The organism is uncultured Chitinophaga sp. (assembly GCF_937898475.1).
Classification (GTDB): Bacteria; Bacteroidota; Bacteroidia; order Chitinophagales; family Chitinophagaceae; genus Chitinophaga.
The window spans coordinates 1,000,750-1,018,708 of the sequence record NZ_CALEJS010000016.1 but is presented as its reverse complement, the minus strand read 5'-3'; the positions used below and the strand labels follow the sequence as shown (position 1 = coordinate 1,018,708).

Genomic DNA, 17,959 nt, shown 5'->3' with positions numbered 1-17,959 from the left:
AATGAAACATTAAAATTTTTAATCAGGGTAATTTACGGGTACAAACATTATTCCACAATTCGCTACCGCTGCCAAAAATACCGCTTTTTGCGGTTCGTCGAAAATCATGTAGGTTTGAGAGAGACCTTATCATATACTGTATATGAGCTACATCGACAATCAACGCTTGAAACAGATCTTTTTCCTGCTGATAATAGTGTTCTGGGGCGTACTGCTCTTTTCTGAGCTGTATGGCCTTTTCCCGGGATTTCTGGGGGCGGTAACACTCTACATTCTGTGCCGCAAGTGGATGCTGCGCCTTGTAGAAGAGCGCAAGTGGAAAAAAAGCGTGGCGGCGGCTACGCTGATGGTGCTTTCCTTTATCATTATCCTGCTGCCTTTTGGCCTGCTGATAAATATGCTGACAGCTAAAGTAAGCTATGCCATCAGCCATTCTTCAGAACTGATACAGGGCTTCGAAACGGTCAACCAACGATTGCAGGAGGCTACCGGTTTTGACATTCTTTCTGAAACCCGCCTCCAGCGGATGCAGGAGAACCTTACCAACTTCCTGCCCACGTTCCTGGGCGCCACCTTCAATACACTTACCGCGATAGCCATCATGTACTTCGTGCTGTACTTTATGCTTACCTGCGCCCGTGAGATGGAAGCCGGGCTCGCCGATTATATTCCGTTAAGGGAAGAAAATGTGGATCGCCTGGGTAGCGAACTGAAAAAAATGGTGATCGCCAACGGTATTGGTATTCCGCTGATCGCAGTTATCCAGGGCATTGTAGCCCTGATCGGTTACTTCATCTTTAAAGTGCCACAGCCTGTTTTCTGGTTCGTGGTAACCTGCTTTACCGCCATGCTCCCTATTATCGGGGCTGCGGCAGTGTATGTGCCCATGGGTATTTTCCTGATTGCGGACGGGCATACCTGGAGCGGACTGGGGATATTGATCTACGGGTTTGCGGTAGTAGGCGCATCAGATAACGTTTTCCGTTTCCTGCTGGCCAAAAGAATAGGAGATGTGCACCCGCTCATTACTGTGTTTGGCGTGATCGTAGGTGTCAGCCTTTTTGGTTTTATTGGGCTCATCTTTGGCCCCCTCCTTATTTCGATGTTTATCCTGTTGGTGCAGATCTACTCCAACGAATTCCTTTCCAGGAAAAGGCAGGTGAAGGTGGTAAAAACAGAAAGATCCTCCTGAGCGGGTTATTTGTAGTAATTGTTCTGCTGTATATAAGCTGCCACATTATCCGGCACCAGGTAGCGGATAGATTTCCCCTCCTGTATCCATTTGCGGATACTGGTAGAGGATATCTCCAGTAAAGGTGCATCCAATACCTGTATTTGGGCGCCATAGGTCTCTGTAACTTCATGCCCCGGCCGCTTGTAGATATAAATGGGATAATGCTTAATAATCTGCTCGTAATTCTTCCAGCGCTGTATATTCTGGAAACTGTCACTGCCCATGATCACGGTAAACTCCTGCGTAGGAAATTTTTCCGACAGATAGGTAAGGGTATCTATTGTAAAGGAAGGCCTTGGCAGTGAAAACTCGATATTACTGGCCCGCAGCCTGGACTCTCCCTGTACGGCCAGCTCTGCCAGATGAAACCGGTGATGTTCATTCAGTAAAGTGGAAGAAGGTTTCAGCGGGTTTTGCGGTGATACCACCAGCCATACTTTATCCAGATCCGTGTTATAGGCGACATAGTTAGCAATTATAAGGTGCCCGGTATGTATAGGATTAAAAGACCCGAAATACAAGCCAATCTTCATGCGCAGCTTTTATTGAGCTAATATATAAATTCCAGTGTCCAAATCCCAAATTCCAAAGCATAATTTATACGGCGCAGATAATCAGCAATGCATTATTGATGAATAAGCACCTTTATACTTATTCAAGCGGTTTGAATTGCTCAAACACCATCCCGCAATCTTTACAATAGTGGATGGCGCGGCAGAGAGTGGAACCAAAGGGGGAACGAAGGTAGGTGTTACTACTGTTGCAATGCGGGCAGGGTGTGTTGAGCATGATCTCCGCACGCAGCTCTCCCTGATGTACCTGAGGGGTGGCAATACCAAAATTGCGGAGCTTCTCCTTAGCGACTTCAGATAAGCGGTTGCTGTGCCAGTGTACCGTTTTATCAATGCTTACTTCAACCGGGAGGCGGGTCTCTCGGTTTACTACTTTCCTGATCTGTTCCTGTATAAAGCTTATTGCAGGGCAGGCAGCAAAAGTGGGGATCATTTTTATCTGTACCGTATTATCATGAAACGCTACATCAGTGATCATACCCAGGTCCAGTACGTTCAGCACGGGTATTTCCGGGTCCATTACCTGTTCCAGCGCCTTGTAGACATTTGTTATGGTATTATCAGCAGTCATGATGTATTTATTACCAGCGGGCGGTCGGGTCCAGGCGGAACACTTCTCCCATTTCCTGCAACAGGGGCTGCAGGTGTGGGGTGTGGTTGCCCTTGCGTCCGCCGTACTGCGGGATTAGCGTTGCAGGATCAGGCATATTCAGCGAAGCTTTTACCAATACCGTATTAACTGCATCCAGCCATCTCTGATAAAGCGCCTGCTCTCCCGGGTAGATACCTGCATTTATAAGGCCCTGTTCATCGTTGCCAGGTTCAAAGATACCAGCCGCCAGTGGAAAGCACTGATCCAGTGCAGCCTGCATACGTTCGTAGCTCTCCCCCCCTGCTTTGCATAGCTGTAATATCCAGGCGTCAGCATGCAGGGTGTGGTACTTAAGTTCGCCCTTCAGTTTGCGGCTCAGCTGTTGCAGCGGTTCAAAGCTGCTCTGCTGCAGACTATCATACCGTACCGCCTCTGCATGGTCAAAGAGAAAATGCCGCATAAGGCTGAAATCATAGGTGCCGATAGGCATTTCTACCAGGTGGCAGCACTTAAAGTCCTGCTCCGCCCGCATAAATGCAAACTGGTCAGGGTCTTCGCCATCCAGCTGCTCCTGCAGTATGCGGTATAATGCCCAGGCATGGCCTATTTTGTCCTGCGCCATAGAAGAGAAGGCAATGTCTTCTTCCATAACAGGTCCCAACCCGGTCCATTCGGAATTGCGGTGACCCAGGATCAGTTCATCATCCGCCATTTTGGTGATCAGTTCTGCAATTGCGTTTTTCATCATGGTGCTTTACTGCCTTTTACCTTGTTGATCTTTTCCATTACCTTGAACCCACTGGCATCTCTATACGTTTTCTCCTGGTTGTTTGCAAACATGTCTTCATCTTCCGCATCAAATGCAAGAATATCGGCGCTGCGCACTACCCAGAGGTTTACGCACTTCTTACGACGCCCAAACTGTTCTTTTGCAAATACCAGCGCCATCTGCGGGTCTGGAGCATGTACACAACCTACATGCTCGTGATGTGCGCCTCTTTTCTCCTGGTGAAATACTTCATAGCTATTCCAGTTTTCACCTTCTTCCACTTTTATCGGTTCATCCGCATTTCCCAGCTTTAACCGGTTCACGCGGGGGTCAAATGATTGGTTGTTCATTGTCAGCTTTTAGCATTAGTTTACGCTACCGGCATTGCCTTTCTTTCAGATATATTCATCAGGGCCTTTCTTACCCAGCGGCCTTCGGCCTCCGCCCATCTGCGTACCTGCAGTCTTTCCTTATTGCAGGGACCATCGCCGTTGATCACTTTGAAGAACAGGTCCCAATCAGGATCAGTGTATTCCCAGCGACCGGTTGCGGTGTTCTTATGCAACAGGGGATCGGGCAGGCTCAGGCCCAGCTCCCATATCTTGGGCACATAGGTATCGAGGAACTGGTTACGCATGTCGTCGTTGCTGGCCATCTTCACTTTCCACTGCATCAGCTTTTCCGAATGGCTGGATACCTTGTCCGGAGGGCCAAAAAAATGCATGATAGGCTGCCACCAGCGGTTCAGGGCATCCTGCAACATGGCCTTCTGCATAGGTGTGCCCGTAGCAAGTTCGAGTAAAGCGTCATGCCCCTGTTTCAGGTGAAAGCTTTCTTCATAGCAGATACGTTCCAGTGCCCGGCAATAAGGTCCGTAAGAGCCTTTTGAATTGGCTACCTGGTTTACAATGGCGGCGGCATCTATTAAAAAGCCGATCACCGTCACATCAGCCCAGGTCATAGCCGGGTAATTGAAAACATTGGAATATTTGGATTTACCGCTGAGCAGGTCGTTGATCATGGACTCCCGGGTTTTTCCAAGCGTTTCAGCAGCGTTATAAAGCAATTGCCCGTGCCCTACCTCATCCTGTACTTTTGCAATAAGGGCCAGCTTGCGTTTAAACCCGGGTGCGCGGGTGATCCAGGTACCTTCCGGTAATGCCCCGATCACTTCAGAATGTGCATGCTGTTCTATTAAGCGTATCAGCTGCCGGCGGTATTCAACTGGCATCCAGTCTCCGGGCTCTATCTTTTCTCCACGGGCAATACGATCTTCAAAGGCGGCCAGCTTTTCAGGGTCGTCATGCAACTGCTCGTCCCGCAATTGCTTTTTATTGGGTTCGTCGAAAATGTATCCGCCACCGTACATAGCGAGATTGTTTTGGTTGATTGTAAATTACGATTTTTTGGGCGTACCACGGAAAATCCTTTATCTTAACATCATTCGTAAAGCCTGATGATGTTACCCGCTGCCTGGAGTATATTATCTGTTCTTCTATCTGTTACAGGGGTCTGCAAAGAAGCGTCAGCCAATAAGCAGGAACCGCCTGTGGTGAAAGTGATGTTTGTAATGGATCAACGCCCGGACGATCCGTCCTCCGACACTTTATTTTATCCTGCCCGCAGGCTTAAATGGTCTGATTTCAGGGGTACCCCTTCACGCGGGGGGCCCAGCGCCGCAGTGGCATTTACCAGTTTTTCCTATGAGGGCAGCAGCCTGTTACGGAAAGATACCCTGCAAATTACCCTCAGGTTGCAGGTGTTCTTTATCCGGAGCGCCTCCTGGGTAAGGGGTGGAAGTATGGACAGTTACAGCCTGGCCCATGAGCAGCTGCATTTTGACATTACCTACCTGGTTGCCCGCCGCTTCATGAATAAGGTTCGGGAACTGCCGCTCACGAAAGAGGATTTTGACAGCATGATCCAGTATGAATACCTGGAGTCTTTCCGGGAAATGAACCGCCTGCAGGAAGGCTTTGACGGTGAAACACGTCATGGCACCGTCATATCCGCACAGCTGGATTGGAACAGGAAAATAGCCCGCCAGCTGGAAGATATCGGTACTGGTCCCTGAGCCGCAGACAACTTAGCCTGTTTGGCCGACACGATCCCGCTATCTGCACATGCCACACAACTTTTGAGGCCGGATGCACGTATTTTAAACCTGAAAACGTTTAATTATAGTTAAATTTAGCGTCTTTTAAACCGTCTATTATGTTTACTACCTGTCGTAAAACAGCGTGGATTGCTGTAATATCCCTGTTTGTGCTGGGCGCCTGTAAAAAAGATCATGGCGAACCGGTAAAGCCCGCTACGGATGGCGGTGACGGAGGCATAGCCGTCTCATCCAAAGATTCTATGTACTTTATTTTCAAGGATCAGTACCTGTGGAACGATGTCATCCCCGACTCAGCGACCTTTAAGCCGAACAGTTACGCTAATGCAAAGGATATGTTCAATGCACTGACATCCTACAAAAAAGAGAACGGCAGCAACCTGGATCATTATAGCTTCCTGGACAATGGCGCCGTAGCAGAAGAAATCGGAGAAGGGATCGCCGGAGACTTTGGTATTGATGTTGGTTATAATAGCACATCCGACCTGCGTATTGTATATGTATATCCCGGCTCTCCGGCTTATCAGCAGGGCATACGCCGTTCCTGGCAAATAACAGCAGTTAACAACAACAGCAACATAGATTATGACGGGGATCAGGGACCGAATGTAACAAGGTTGGTAGATGCCATTTACTATAGCAATAACGTTACGCTCACACTCAAAAAACCCGATGGCACTTCCACAACGCTTACGATAAATGCTGCCCAATATAACATTAACCCGGTGTTATACAGCAGTGTGCTAAACCTGGCCGGGAAAAAAATAGGGTACATCGTATTTAACCAATTCATTGACCTGCAAAAGGCCCGGGCGAATATTGATGTGGCCTTCACAGCATTTGGCGGCGGAGTAACAGACCTGATCGTGGACCTTCGTTACAATGGCGGGGGCTCAGTTGAAACCGCTGAATACCTGGCCAACCTGATCGCGCCAGCGTCTGTGGGAACCAATAACAAAACCCTCATGTACAGAGAGTATTTCAACGCTTCTCTTACCAAGCATCAATACAGCAGGTTCCTGGGCAACAAAAAAGTGCCAGGCGCCAATTATACCTGGGGAGAAGTGTTTGACGACTGGGTGAACAACCCCAGCTTTTATTTTCAAAAGCAGGGAAACCTTGATATCAGCAATGTAGTATTCATTGGCACTGGCGCTACTGCTTCTGCCAGCGAACTGTTGATCAACATACTGAAACCTTACATGAATGTTAAACTGGTGGGCGATACCACTTATGGCAAACCGGTGGGTTTTGTTGGGATCAATGTTGCCGGTTATGATATGTACGCAGTATCCATCTGGTCCAAGAACTCGCAGGGACAAGGCGATTATTTCCATGGCATGTTCCCTACCGATCTGCCGGTTTCCGCCGACGAAGAGCACGAAGATTTTTCGAAGGATTGGGGCAGCACAAATGAAGTATACCTGCGCAGAGCTTTAAAACAATTAGGAGTGCCCGAATCAGCACTTGGCCGCAAATCTGCCGCAACCGAAAACCTGCGTACACTGAAAGTGGAAAGTGCCATACCGCATAAACGCTTTAAAGGCATGATAGAAACAAGAATTAAACTTAGATAACCCAACTGTTATAAATGAAAAAAGGCTGCTCAAACAAATCGAGCAGCCTTTTTTATTTATGAAAAGCACCTATTGCTTATAGATCACCTTTGAACGCAGCTGTTCCCCGGCAGACATACCATCCGCAACATCTATTGCTGTTCTTACCGTTTGCACCGCCTGGTAATAAAACCGCGGGTCTATCCGCTCAAACTCATCACTGGCCCGGTGATAATCCGCATGATCCTCTACCCCGAAATAAAGAAAGGGTATTCCTTTTCTATGAAACTCATAATGGTCGCTCTGATTGGTCCAGTCATTACTCCCCTCTTCCGGCTTGTCATGCCCCATCAGCACTTTCAATGCGCTGCTGTCTGCCACCTTGCTAATGAATTGTTTCAGCGCCGGGTAATGATGAGTGCCACACACATACAGTTCTCCCTTCTCATTACGGCTTACCATATCCATGTTGATATTGAGCTTAATACGTTCCAGCGGTACGGGAGCTTGCTGCAGAAAAGCTTTGGCGCCCTGCAGCCCCTCCTCCTCGCCATCCAGCGCAGCAAATATCAGCGTATGTTTGGGAGGATGCTGCTTATAATATCTGATCAGCGACAGTAAGGCAGCAGCGCCGGATGCATTATCATCTGCTCCGTTATAAATACTGTCTGCCTGGTTGCTCCCGCTTCTGATGCCTAGATGGTCATAATGTCCGGTGATCACAATGACGTCTGCCGTCTTACCTGGAATATATCCGTACAGGTTAGTACCCATTACCCGCTTTTCTCCCTCCATAAAATAGAAAGGGTATTCATAAGTGCCGTGATATGCCTGCAGGCCGGCCTGTTTGAAACGGTCGAGTATATAGAATTGCGCCAGCCGGTTTCCTTTGGTTCCGGTTCTGCGCCCCTCGAACCTGTTGTCGCTCAGGGTACGGATGTCTTTTATTAATTGCAGGGAATCAATGTCCCTTTGCTGGGCAGCAGCGCCTAATGCGGTCAACAGACAAATACTGGCAAGATGTAGCCTTTTCATATCATTCGGATTGTGAATTACGAATTTAACGATTCGCTACTATCCCGGCTATATTATTTCAGGAGCTGAAAGGCGATAAAACTACAGATATATGCCAGGGCGGTCATATATACCAACTGTATGGCGGGCATCTTCCAGGATTTTGTTTCCCTTTTTACAATGGCCAATGTACTCATACACTGCATGGCAAAAGCATAAAACAACATCAGGGAAAAACCGGTGGCCAGGGTATAGACGGGGGTGCCGTCTGCCCGCACCGCGGCAGACATTTTCTCGCGCAGGGTGGCATCATTATCTTCCGGGCTTTCTCCCACACTATAGAGGGTGGCCATGGTGCCCACAAAAACTTCCCTGGCGGCAAAAGAGGTGATCAGTGCAATACCTATTTTCCAGTCAAAACCCAGGGGACGGATCACAGGTTCTATGCTGTGGCCTAAAATACCTGCATAAGAATTCGCCAGTTTCTCTGATTGATAGGCTTTATCCAGTTCTTCCTGCTGGTCAGGATTGGCGGCCATCAGCTTTTCATATTTGGCGTGTACAGGTTCCATTCTTCCACTGGGACCATATGAAGCAAGGAACCAGAGGATGATTGAGATCACCATGATCACCTTACCCGCATCCATAACAAATATCCTGGCTTTCTCCAGCATGGTGGTACCTACATTCTTCCAGCGGGGCGCACGGTATACGGGCAGTTCCATAATGAAATAACTTTTCTCCCTGATCGCCACAAACCATTTCAGGATGGCGGAAATTACCAGGGCCATAAAGAAACCCAGCAGGTAAAGCCCCATCATCACCAATCCCTGCAGGCTCAGAAAACCCAGCACTTTATGATCCGGTACCACCAGGGCGATCATCACGGTATAGATAGGCAGCCGCGCAGAGCAGCTCATCAGCGGCGTTACCAGTATAGTGATCAATCGTTCTTTTTTGTTCTCAATACTGCGGGTAGCCATAATAGCCGGTACCGCGCAGGCCACCCCGCTGATCAGCGGCATAACAGACTTTCCGTTCAGCCCAACCTGGCGCATCAGCCGGTCTGTTAAAAAACTGATCCGGGCCATATAACCTGTATCTTCCAATACGGTGATCAGGCCAAAGAGGATCATGATCTGCGGGATGAAAACGGCAATGCCGCTGATTCCCGCCAGGATCCCGTTGATCAGTATATCGCTTAGCTTATTATCCGGCAATACATTTGTCAGCCAGCCGCTCAGGGATCCAAACGCAGCCTCGATGCCGTCCATCGGGTAAGAAGCCAGCCAGAAAATGCTTTGAAACAGCAGGAATAGCACCACCAGCAATATCACATAGCCCCAGAAGCGGTGCAGCAGGATATTGTCCAGCTTTTCGGTCTGCAGCTGCTTTTCCAGCGGATCTGCCTCCACCACGGCTGCCTTCATGATATGCTTGATGCGGGCATACCGCTGCATGATCTCTTCTGCCTGAACCTTGGTCTTGTTGAAGCGATGTTCCTGCAATGTATTCCTGATGGCCAGTTTTTGCCCGCCGTTCAGGAAATGCAACTCGTTACTGTTCACGGCAATATGCAGGGCTGCGTAATCGCTGCGAACCTGTACATGTTGCTTGATCTCGTCTACCACTTCCGGCGCCATGGCATGACTGTCCACAAAATCGCGCGCCGGCAGCCGGAAATTTTCCCGGGCCACGAGGTCTATATTCTTCTTTAATTCGGAAATTCCTTTGTTCTTACGTGGGTTAATGGCTACCACCGGTACTCCCAGCTCCCTTTCAAGGCCTGCCAGATCAATTTCCACGCCTTTTTTACGGGCAATGTCCATCATGGTGAGGGCAATGATCACCGGGATCTTCAGGTCTATGATCTGGGAACAAAAAAGCAGGTTGCGTTTCAGGTTGGAGGCATCCGCGATAATGAGGATCATGTCGGGACGGTCGTTCCCTTTGGGGTTCACCAGCACATCGTAGGTCACAAACTCGTCGGCGCTTTTAGGATACAGGCTGTAGGTACCCGGGAGATCTATAATGTTGGCATGCAATGCAGCTGAGATACCGCTGGTGCCTGTTTTTTTGTCAACGGTTACCCCCGGGAAATTACTAACCTTCTGATTTAAACCCGTTAATGCATTAAAAAGTGAGCTTTTTCCACTATTCGGATTTCCTACCAGCGCAATGTTTATAGATGCCTTAGTCGTTGCCTGCATTCCTTACCCTTATCATCGAAAGTTTGAAATATGCAAAGCTATACAATTAAAGGTCAGGGTAATGATCAAATCCGGAAAAAATGAAAAACCACGGTGGAGACCGTGGTATTCATTTCTTCCGTTAACTATTGAACTTATTGTTGATGATTGAAAACTTATTTTAACATATTATAAACGCTGTACAGGATCATGGAGGCACTTTCTATCGCCGGTGCGTTCACCTGAGCGGTAACATTGGCGCCTGTGCTTACGGTAGCCGCTTCTTTTTGGGTGGAAGGGGTATCATTCCTCTCCTGCCGGTCGTCCCGTTGATAACGGTAATTATCCTGCAGCGAATCTCTGCCAGTATGTTTACGATCGCGGCTTTCGTTCGTATCCTTATGCACTTTCTCTATGCTGATATTGTCCAGCCCGTCTATCGTCATCCTCAGCTGTACCGGTCCGTCATGGTCACGATCCCATTCGTCCCACTCATCCCACCAGTCTTCTTTCCAGCCCCTCACAAAGTGGTAGCGGTGGTAAACTTCCGGGTCAACTTCTATATTCTTACCTACGGGCACTTTCACCACAACGGTCACTTTTTGTTCACGGAAACTGGAGTTTCGCGGTATACTGAGACCGGCGGGCAGGTAGAGCAGGGAGTCCTGCTGGTTCAGCTGGAACTGTATTTCGTTGGCCAGTCTTTTTGCCTGGGCAATGGTACGGCCACGGGAACTGCGTATCACCTCTACCTGGAAACTGTCCGTAGTGCTCTTTTCCAGTTTTACCCGGATATTGTCAATGATAGCGGTATCATCTGTCACCCGGAGATCGCCTTCAAAGAAATCCACATCATCCATTTCCACCTGATCTTCAGTCTTCTTGATGATCAGCTTACCTTTACTGGGCTGGATGATCGTATAATTGTCTTTCTGGCGGTAGCTGGTCCTGAAGTCTTTGGCTACAGACGCAATCAGCCAGATAGCGCAGATCAGGCCAATCACCCACAGAAAGCTGAGCGTATAGCCCACATAGCGGTTGGTTTGCTTTATACCGGTAAGCTTACGGATAAGGAACATTACAAGGGCTACTACCGGTATACCTGACAGCAGGATTACAGCAGGCCAGAACAGGGTATTTTGCAATGGAGAAGCCAGCAAGAGGCTTTTCAGCGGGAAGAGGGCCGCAGAGGAAGCAGCAATAACAATACCAGCTATAATAAGGCTGAATAATATTACCGCTGCCAGGAAGTAGATGAATCCCTTCGTAACAAACAACAGCACTTTCCCCAGGCCGGTAATGAAACCGCGGAAGATCCGCTCAATATCATTACCAACCTGCCTTCCGCGGCCCTGTGAAAAATTTCGCATATCCTCCCCTACGTTTTTGAACTGCCCTTTCAGGGAGTTGATCTCATCCTGTACAGTAGCGCGGATATTGTTCAGGTCTACCCTTTCTCCTCTCATTTCCAGCTTCTCTGCAGCAGTATTAGCTTCGGGGGTAGCAATCCAGAGAATGAAATATACAAGTATGCCGGAGCCAAAACCACCAATGGCCAACAGGGCAAATATGATACGGAACACTACGGGATCTACGTTCAGATAAGCACCCAGGCCACTACACACACCACCCAGTACCTTATTGTCCGGGTCACGGTACAGCCTTTTGCGCGGACGGCCCATTACTGGTTCCTGCTGCTGGGTCTGGCCAGATTGGGCTTCTTCTCCGGCGGCAGTTTCTTCAAACTGCTCAGGCGTACCCATAGAAGCTTTGATGGCCTCCACGTCCTCATCGGTAATACAGTGAGCGCCTTTCTTCAGCTTTTCCTGGAACAGCTCGGCAATGCGGCTTTCAATATCACTAACGATCTCATCGGCCCCGGCCTCCCTGGCAAAATATCGCTTCAGACTTTCCAGGTACTGCCTCAATATCTCATAGGCACTATCCTCTATGGGTATCAGGCGGCTGGCGAGGTTTATGTTAATAATCTTTTTCATCTTACGTACAGTTTTGATTTTCAACAGCTGGGGCTGTTTCTTTCTGGTTTAGGTTATAGATCTTGGACGGAGTTGTTGGTTTGTGTTAACTGGTGGACCGCATTAGCCAACTCATTCCAGGTTGTTTCCAGTTCCTTGTAAAAAGTGTCGCCTTTGTCGGTCAGGGTAAAATACTTGCGCGGTGGCCCGGAGCTACTTTCTACCCAACGGTAAGTTAGCAGTTCCGCATTCTTCAAGCGTGTTAGTAAGGGATACAGAGTGCCCTCCAGGATGTCCAGCTTCGCCTCTTTCATTTTTTCAATAATGTCTGAAGGATAAGCTTCTCCTTGCTTGATGATGGAGAGGATGCAAAATTCCAGCACCCCCTTCCGCATCTGTGATTGTGTGTTATCTATGTTCATGGCAAGTGAGCTTTTTAACTTTACAATACAAAAATAGGTAAAATTTACTACTATGCAATACATAATACCATGGAAGGCAAAATAACTTGTTTAGAATATTACCTTAAGAAATGATAAAACAGGCCATGGTGGCGGAGAAAGGTTTTTCAAAGCACGAAATTGGTGGAATTATATTATGATGAACGGCACTATTAAAGGATGAGTTTTCGCCAAAATCCTTTTAACATTTTTTTAATTGTCGTATTTTCAAAGTACAAACTTGGTTAATTACTTTTGTTACCGGTTTAACTCACAATGAAGAAGTTTATCAGCATAGTTTTCCTGGTGCTCATGGGCACACAACTGCTCCCGATAAAGGAGATGGGCAAGCTGCTGTTTAATAATCAGATCGTTGAAGAGCACCCGGTTGATGGCTGCAGTGGTGATAATGTAAAGCTGGCCAAAGAACTCAAATATTATAATCATGACGATGCCGCCCTCAAATTTGCACCGGCATTGTACCTGAATATTGTACAATACCAGCTGTTTGAGGACATCCCCTCAGGGCCGGCTCGTGAAATACATGCTCCACCTCCCAACTGTTAAGCCCATCTCTATTATCTGGTGTTACACTTTCTGTAACATCTGTTTTCATCTCTATTATTAATTATCTATTGATCAACTGAGTTATTCTGCTGTTCTGCGGAATTAATGTATGCCTCCACTGTTATGACTGATAACACAGGGAGTCGCATACCCATACATTATTTAATGTGCCGCAGAACCGTAGGATAAGTCCTGTGAACATCTCACTTAACAGACTTTTAAATCCTTTGGATTATGAGCAAGCAAACGCCTTTATTCTCAAACCTGAAAGGAGATCTTTCTGCCGGGTTAGTAGTTTTTCTGATAGCCGTTCCCCTCTGCCTGGGTATTGCCCTGGCTTCCGGAGCGCCTTTATTTGCCGGTATGATCTCCGGCATCGTTGGCGGCCTTGTAATAGGCGCCTTAAGTGGATCCCAGCTTAGCGTGAGCGGTCCGGCAGCAGGCCTTACCGCAGTAGTGCTTACCGCCATCACCAAACTGGGCGCTTTTGATATATTCCTGCTGGCCGTATTGATTGGCGGCGCTATACAGCTGCTGCTGGGAATTATAAAAGCCGGCACCGTGGCCAACTATTTCCCTTCCAATGTGATCAAGGGCATGTTGACCGCTATTGGTATCATTATCATCTTAAAACAGTTGCCGCATGCCTTCGGGTACGACAAAAACGCTGAGGGCGACTTTACCTTCATCCAGGTAGATGGCGACAACAGCTTTACCGCTTTACTTTCTACCCTTAACCACATTCACCTGGGCGCAACGCTTATTACAGTGGTCTCAATACTGATCATCCTGTACTGGAGCAAAATACCTAAAGTGAACGCTGTACCGGCGCCACTGGTGGCTGTTATAGCCGGCGCTTTACTGAATATCCTTTTCATCAATATGGACAGCAGCCTGGCCCTGGCCCAAAGTCACCTGGTAAGCCTGCCTGTGGCAGAGAGCTTCGGTGATTTCATCGGTCAGTTCACCCTGCCTAATTTCAACGCCATCACGAACAAAGAAGTGTGGACGGTAGCTATCACTATTGCCATTGTGGCATCCGTAGAAACCCTGCTGAATGTAGAAGCTACTGAAAAGCTTGACCCGCTGAAACGTAACGCTTCTCCCAACCGCGAATTACGCGCGCAGGGTATCGGTAATATAATCAGTGGTTTGATTGGTGGTCTGCCCATTACCTCTGTAATTGTGCGTTCCTCCGCCAATATTAACGCTGGCGGCCGCACCAAACTGGCTACCATTACCCATGGCGCCCTGTTGCTGCTTTGTGCTGCATTGATACCCGGCCTGCTGAATAAAATTCCGTTGGCCACCCTTGCTGCAGTACTGCTGGTTACCGGCTACAAACTGTGTAAAATTTCCATTTTCAAAGAAATGTTCAGCAACGGTAAATACCAGTGGATCCCCTTCCTGGTAACGGTAGTAGCTATTGTATTCACCGACCTGCTGGTTGGTATCGCCCTGGGTATGGCTGTAAGCGTAATATTTATTCTGAGGGGTAACATGAGAAGCCCTTACTTCTTCCGTAAGGAGCAATATCACAGCGGAGATACCATCCGCCTGGAACTCGCACAGGAGGTTTCCTTCCTTAATAAAGCCAGCATCCTGCTGACGTTGGACCATATGCCGGAGAACAGCTCTGTGGTAATAGACGCCAGCAAAACAGCATACATAGACCATGATGTTTTAGAGATCATGCGCGAATTCAAAGACGTAAAAGCGGCGCAAAAGAAGATTAATGTAATATTCACCGGTTTTAAAGAGGTATATAAGATACCGAATACAAAACGGGAGGATAGTGCAGAACATCCGGCGAACGGAGACACACATGTACAGGTACTTTCATCGGGAGATCACGAACAGCTGATGAAAGAACTGCAGTTTAACTAAACAGGAATGTAGATCATTTGAGAATGGATTAAAACAACAACATCATGAAAACACTGAATAAAATATCACAAGCCAATATAACTCCCCGGCAGGCGCTCGGGCTGCTGAAATCAGGTAATGCCCGTTTTGTGGATAACCTGCGTATTAACCGCAACCTGTTGCAGCAGATGAATGAAACCTCTGACGGACAGTGGCCCATGGCTGCCATCGTAAGCTGTATGGATTCCCGCACATCTGCAGAACTGATCTTTGATCAGGGCCTGGGCGACATTTTCAGCATCCGTTTAGCCGGCGCTGTTATAAGCGACAATGTGCTGGGCAGCCTGGAATATGCCTGTAAAGTAGCCGGATCAAAGTTCATTGTAGTACTGGGACATACGAAATGCGGTGCTATTAAGGGCGCCTGCGACCATGTGGAAATGGGCAATCTTACCGCCCTGCTTAATAAGATCAGTCCTTCTGTGTACGCAGAAAAAACCATTCGTGAAAACAGGACCTCCCACAATCACCTGTTTGTGGATGCTGTTACCAAGATCCATACAGAACGCTCTGTACAGGCGGTTTTGGAACAAAGCATGATCCTCCGCGATATGATATTAAAAGGCGAAGTGGGTATCATCGGCGCATTGTATGATGTGGAAACCGGTGTGGTAACTTTTCTCGATGATACACTGGTGATCGGGTCAGAATCAGACAGTTTGCTTGTTCAACAGGTAGCTGTATAAAGCCGATCCACCGGGGTTACACAACAGTAGCTATCGTACTGCTCGTAATAACAAAGGAGAGCCGTCTTCATTTCTGGAGATGGCTTTTTCTTTTATATACTTCGCAGCCGTTCTGCCGCCTGTACCAGCGTTTCCTGCTTCTTGGCAAAACAGAAACGCACTACATGATCGTCATGTCCATCCTGGTAAAAAGCTGATACAGGTATGCAGGCTACTCCGGCCGTTTTGGTAATGCGCACGGAAAAGTCCATATCACTTTCGTCAGATATCTGATCATAGCGCATCAGCTGAAAGTAGCTGCCTTTACAGGGTAAGGGCGTAAACCGGCTGCCCGCCATCAGCTGCAGGAAGAGGTCTCTCTTTTCCTGGTAAAATGCAGGCAGGGAAAGATAATGCTCCGGCGTTTCCAGGAACTTCGCCAGTCCGTACTGCATGGGGGTATTTACAGAAAAGCAAAGGTACTGGTGCACTTTCCTGTATTCTTTCATCAGATGTGCCGGGGCTACGCAATACCCCATTTTCCAGCCGGTATTGTGAAATACTTTTCCAAAAGAAAAGGTTACGAAGCTGCGGCTCAGCAAAGCGGGATACCGCAGTATACTCTGGTGTTTGCTGCCATCGTATACCAGGTGCTCATACACCTCGTCACTTAATACCAGCAGGTTGTGGGTATCTGTCAGCTGCTCCAGTACCTGCATATCTGTTTCAGACAGGATACTGCCCGTTGGATTATGTGGTGTATTGAGCATGATCATGCGTGTACGCGGCGTTATTTTGCTGCGCACCAGTTCCCAGTCAATATGATAGTCAGGAAAGGTAAGCGGTATCAGCACGGGTGTGCCGCCGTTTACCAGTACGTTTGGAATATAGCTGTCATAGGCGGGCTCGAATATGATCACCTCATCGCCAGGCCGTATATAGGTGGCAATGGCAGTGAATATGGCATAGGTGCCGCCGGGCGTAATAGTGATCTCCGTATCAGGGTTTACACGGGTACCATAACTGCGGGCAATTTTTGTTGCAATGGCTTCCCGTAAAAGCATGATACCCGGCATGGGTGCATACTGGTTATGGCCCTGTTGCATGGAGGCGCTTACCAGTTGCTTCAGCTCTTCATTACAGTCAAAATCCGGGAATCCCTGTGAAAGGTTAATGGCACCATGTTCCGCTGCCAGGGCAGACATTACCGTAAAAATTGTGGTGCCTACATGAGGAAGCTTGGATTGCATTAAAGAAACTTTTCTCCTTTATTACGCTTTACTTCTGCCACATATTCCTTGATCTGCTGCTCATTTTCCTTCTTACAGATCAGCAGCACATCGTGGGTGTCTATTACAATAAAATCATCCAGGCCCTGTAAAAGCACCAGTTTTTCATGCGGCGCTTTTACCATACATTTTGTGGCGTCTATCACTACCACATTCTTTCCCTGTACGGCATTGCCCAAATAATCTTTTTCCAGGTTCTCGTAGGCAGATGCCCAGGTACCCAGGTCGCTCCAGCCAAAATTTGCCGGAATGACATATACATTGTCAGCCTTTTCCATGATGCCATAATCAATGGAAATATTCGTGCATTGCGGGTAAATGGTGTCTACCAGCTCCCGTTCCGCGGGCGAATTAAGGGCTTCGCGGCCCTGTTCAAACAGCTCGTCTATTTCAGGCAGGTACTTCTTGAATGCAGCCATGATGGTCTTGATATTCCATACAAATATGCCCGCGTTCCACAAAAAGTCACCGCTTTGCAGAAAGGTCTTGGCCAGTTCCAGGTTGGGCTTTTCAGTAAAGGTCTTCACCTGGTAAACATTGTCCGCAACCTGTTGTGTTTCGTATTGTATATACCCGTAGCCGGTATCGGGGCGGGTGGGTTTAATGCCGAGAGTAACCAGCGCATTATGTTTTTCCACAAACAGCAATGCATTCAGGCAGGTAGCTGTAAAAGCCGTTCCGTCCATGATGAGGTGGTCTGCCGGCGCACAGATAATATTCGCTTTGGGATCCTGGTGGTAGATCTTATGGGAGATATAGGCGATACAGGGCGCCGTGTTTTTCCGGGAGGGTTCGCAAACTACATTCTCTGCGGGTAATTCGGCCAGCTGTTCCTTTACCTTACTTTCATAATGGGCATGGGTTACCACAAAGATGTTCTCCTTCGGAATAAACTGGGCAAAACGCTCATAGGTCCATTGCAATAGCGTTTTTCCAGTGTTTAGGATATCCAGGAACTGCTTGGGGTAATCTGTCCGGCTATAAGGCCAGAAACGGCTACCTATTCCTCCGGCCATAATGGCCACGTAAAAATGCCTGTTCATTTGTGTCATCG

17 protein-coding genes are annotated in these 17,959 nt (G+C 48.0%); 6 read left to right on the top strand and 11 right to left on the bottom strand.

Features of this window, described 5'->3' with window-relative positions:
* The first annotated feature begins 142 nt into the window (after positions 1-142).
* Positions 143-1,192, top strand: coding sequence for an AI-2E family transporter (locus Q0577_RS14025; protein WP_298737303.1), 1,050 nt, complete (start codon positions 143-145; stop codon positions 1,190-1,192).
* A gap of 5 nt (positions 1,193-1,197) precedes the next feature.
* Here the strand turns inward: Q0577_RS14025 and nadD are convergent, their stop codons facing one another.
* The 5 genes from nadD to paaA form a co-directional block, all read right to left on the bottom strand.
* Entirely contained in the window at positions 1,198-1,767 is a 570-nt protein-coding gene (nadD, locus tag Q0577_RS14020) for a nicotinate (nicotinamide) nucleotide adenylyltransferase (protein ID WP_298737301.1), read from the bottom strand.
* Between the two features lie 118 nt (positions 1,768-1,885).
* Entirely contained in the window at positions 1,886-2,377 is a 492-nt protein-coding gene (paaD, locus tag Q0577_RS14015) for a 1,2-phenylacetyl-CoA epoxidase subunit PaaD (protein ID WP_298737299.1), read from the bottom strand.
* A gap of 10 nt (positions 2,378-2,387) precedes the next feature.
* Positions 2,388-3,146: a 1,2-phenylacetyl-CoA epoxidase subunit PaaC gene (gene paaC, locus Q0577_RS14010; RefSeq protein WP_298737297.1), complete on the bottom strand. Its 759-nt coding sequence runs from the start codon at positions 3,144-3,146 to the stop codon at positions 2,388-2,390.
* Positions 3,143-3,517: a 1,2-phenylacetyl-CoA epoxidase subunit PaaB gene (gene paaB / locus Q0577_RS14005; RefSeq protein WP_298737295.1), complete on the bottom strand. Its 375-nt coding sequence runs from the start codon at positions 3,515-3,517 to the stop codon at positions 3,143-3,145. The genes paaC and paaB overlap by 4 nt, the downstream gene beginning before the upstream one ends.
* Before the next feature lie 20 nt (positions 3,518-3,537).
* Positions 3,538-4,536 carry a 1,2-phenylacetyl-CoA epoxidase subunit PaaA gene (gene paaA / locus Q0577_RS14000; protein WP_298737293.1) on the bottom strand — a complete coding sequence of 333 codons (999 nt, stop codon included), beginning with the start codon at positions 4,534-4,536 and terminating at the stop codon, positions 3,538-3,540.
* Positions 4,537-4,623: 87 nt separating this feature from the next.
* On the opposite strand from paaA, the gene Q0577_RS13995 reads away from it, so the two are divergent.
* Positions 4,624-5,241: a hypothetical protein gene (locus tag Q0577_RS13995; RefSeq protein ID WP_298737292.1), complete on the top strand. Its 618-nt coding sequence runs from the start codon at positions 4,624-4,626 to the stop codon at positions 5,239-5,241.
* A 140-nt stretch (positions 5,242-5,381) separates the two neighbouring features.
* Positions 5,382-6,860 (top strand): S41 family peptidase, encoded by a 1,479-nt coding sequence (locus Q0577_RS13990; protein WP_298737290.1) that lies wholly within the window; start codon positions 5,382-5,384, stop codon positions 6,858-6,860.
* A 69-nt stretch (positions 6,861-6,929) separates the two neighbouring features.
* Here the strand turns inward: Q0577_RS13990 and Q0577_RS13985 are convergent, their stop codons facing one another.
* The 4 genes from Q0577_RS13985 to Q0577_RS13970 form a co-directional block, all read right to left on the bottom strand.
* Positions 6,930-7,874 (bottom strand): M28 family peptidase, encoded by a 945-nt coding sequence (locus tag Q0577_RS13985; RefSeq protein ID WP_298737288.1) that lies wholly within the window; start codon positions 7,872-7,874, stop codon positions 6,930-6,932.
* Between the two features lie 53 nt (positions 7,875-7,927).
* The gene (gene feoB, locus Q0577_RS13980; protein WP_298737286.1) at positions 7,928-10,063 is read right to left on the bottom strand and encodes a ferrous iron transport protein B; all 2,136 of its coding nucleotides are present in this window, start codon (positions 10,061-10,063) and stop codon (positions 7,928-7,930) included.
* A gap of 155 nt (positions 10,064-10,218) precedes the next feature.
* Positions 10,219-12,039: a PspC domain-containing protein gene (locus tag Q0577_RS13975; protein ID WP_298737284.1), complete on the bottom strand. Its 1,821-nt coding sequence runs from the start codon at positions 12,037-12,039 to the stop codon at positions 10,219-10,221.
* Between the two features lie 53 nt (positions 12,040-12,092).
* On the bottom strand, positions 12,093-12,440 hold the full coding sequence (locus Q0577_RS13970) for a PadR family transcriptional regulator (RefSeq protein ID WP_298737282.1): 348 nt from the start codon (positions 12,438-12,440) through the stop codon (positions 12,093-12,095).
* A 294-nt stretch (positions 12,441-12,734) separates the two neighbouring features.
* Here Q0577_RS13970 and Q0577_RS13965 point away from each other — a divergent pair, with 294 nt between their 5' ends.
* The 3 genes from Q0577_RS13965 (at position 12,735) to Q0577_RS13955 (ending at position 15,637) form a co-directional block, all read left to right on the top strand.
* Positions 12,735-13,025 (top strand): hypothetical protein, encoded by a 291-nt coding sequence (locus Q0577_RS13965; RefSeq protein ID WP_298737281.1) that lies wholly within the window; start codon positions 12,735-12,737, stop codon positions 13,023-13,025.
* A 234-nt stretch (positions 13,026-13,259) separates the two neighbouring features.
* Positions 13,260-14,912 carry a SulP family inorganic anion transporter gene (locus Q0577_RS13960; RefSeq protein ID WP_298737279.1) on the top strand — a complete coding sequence of 551 codons (1,653 nt, stop codon included), beginning with the start codon at positions 13,260-13,262 and terminating at the stop codon, positions 14,910-14,912.
* Between the two features lie 44 nt (positions 14,913-14,956).
* Positions 14,957-15,637 carry a carbonic anhydrase family protein gene (locus Q0577_RS13955; protein ID WP_298737276.1) on the top strand — a complete coding sequence of 227 codons (681 nt, stop codon included), beginning with the start codon at positions 14,957-14,959 and terminating at the stop codon, positions 15,635-15,637.
* 92 nt (positions 15,638-15,729) lie between these two features.
* Here the strand turns inward: Q0577_RS13955 and Q0577_RS13950 are convergent, their stop codons facing one another.
* Together Q0577_RS13950 and Q0577_RS13945 are read right to left on the bottom strand one after the other, a co-directional pair.
* A complete protein-coding gene (locus Q0577_RS13950) occupies positions 15,730-16,866 on the bottom strand; it encodes a methionine aminotransferase (protein ID WP_298737275.1) in 1,137 nt (378 codons plus the stop codon).
* Positions 16,866-17,957, bottom strand: a complete 1,092-nt coding sequence (locus Q0577_RS13945) for a mannose-1-phosphate guanylyltransferase (RefSeq protein WP_298737274.1) — start codon at positions 17,955-17,957, stop codon at positions 16,866-16,868. The genes Q0577_RS13950 and Q0577_RS13945 overlap by 1 nt, the downstream gene beginning before the upstream one ends.
* Positions 17,958-17,959 lie beyond the last annotated feature (2 nt).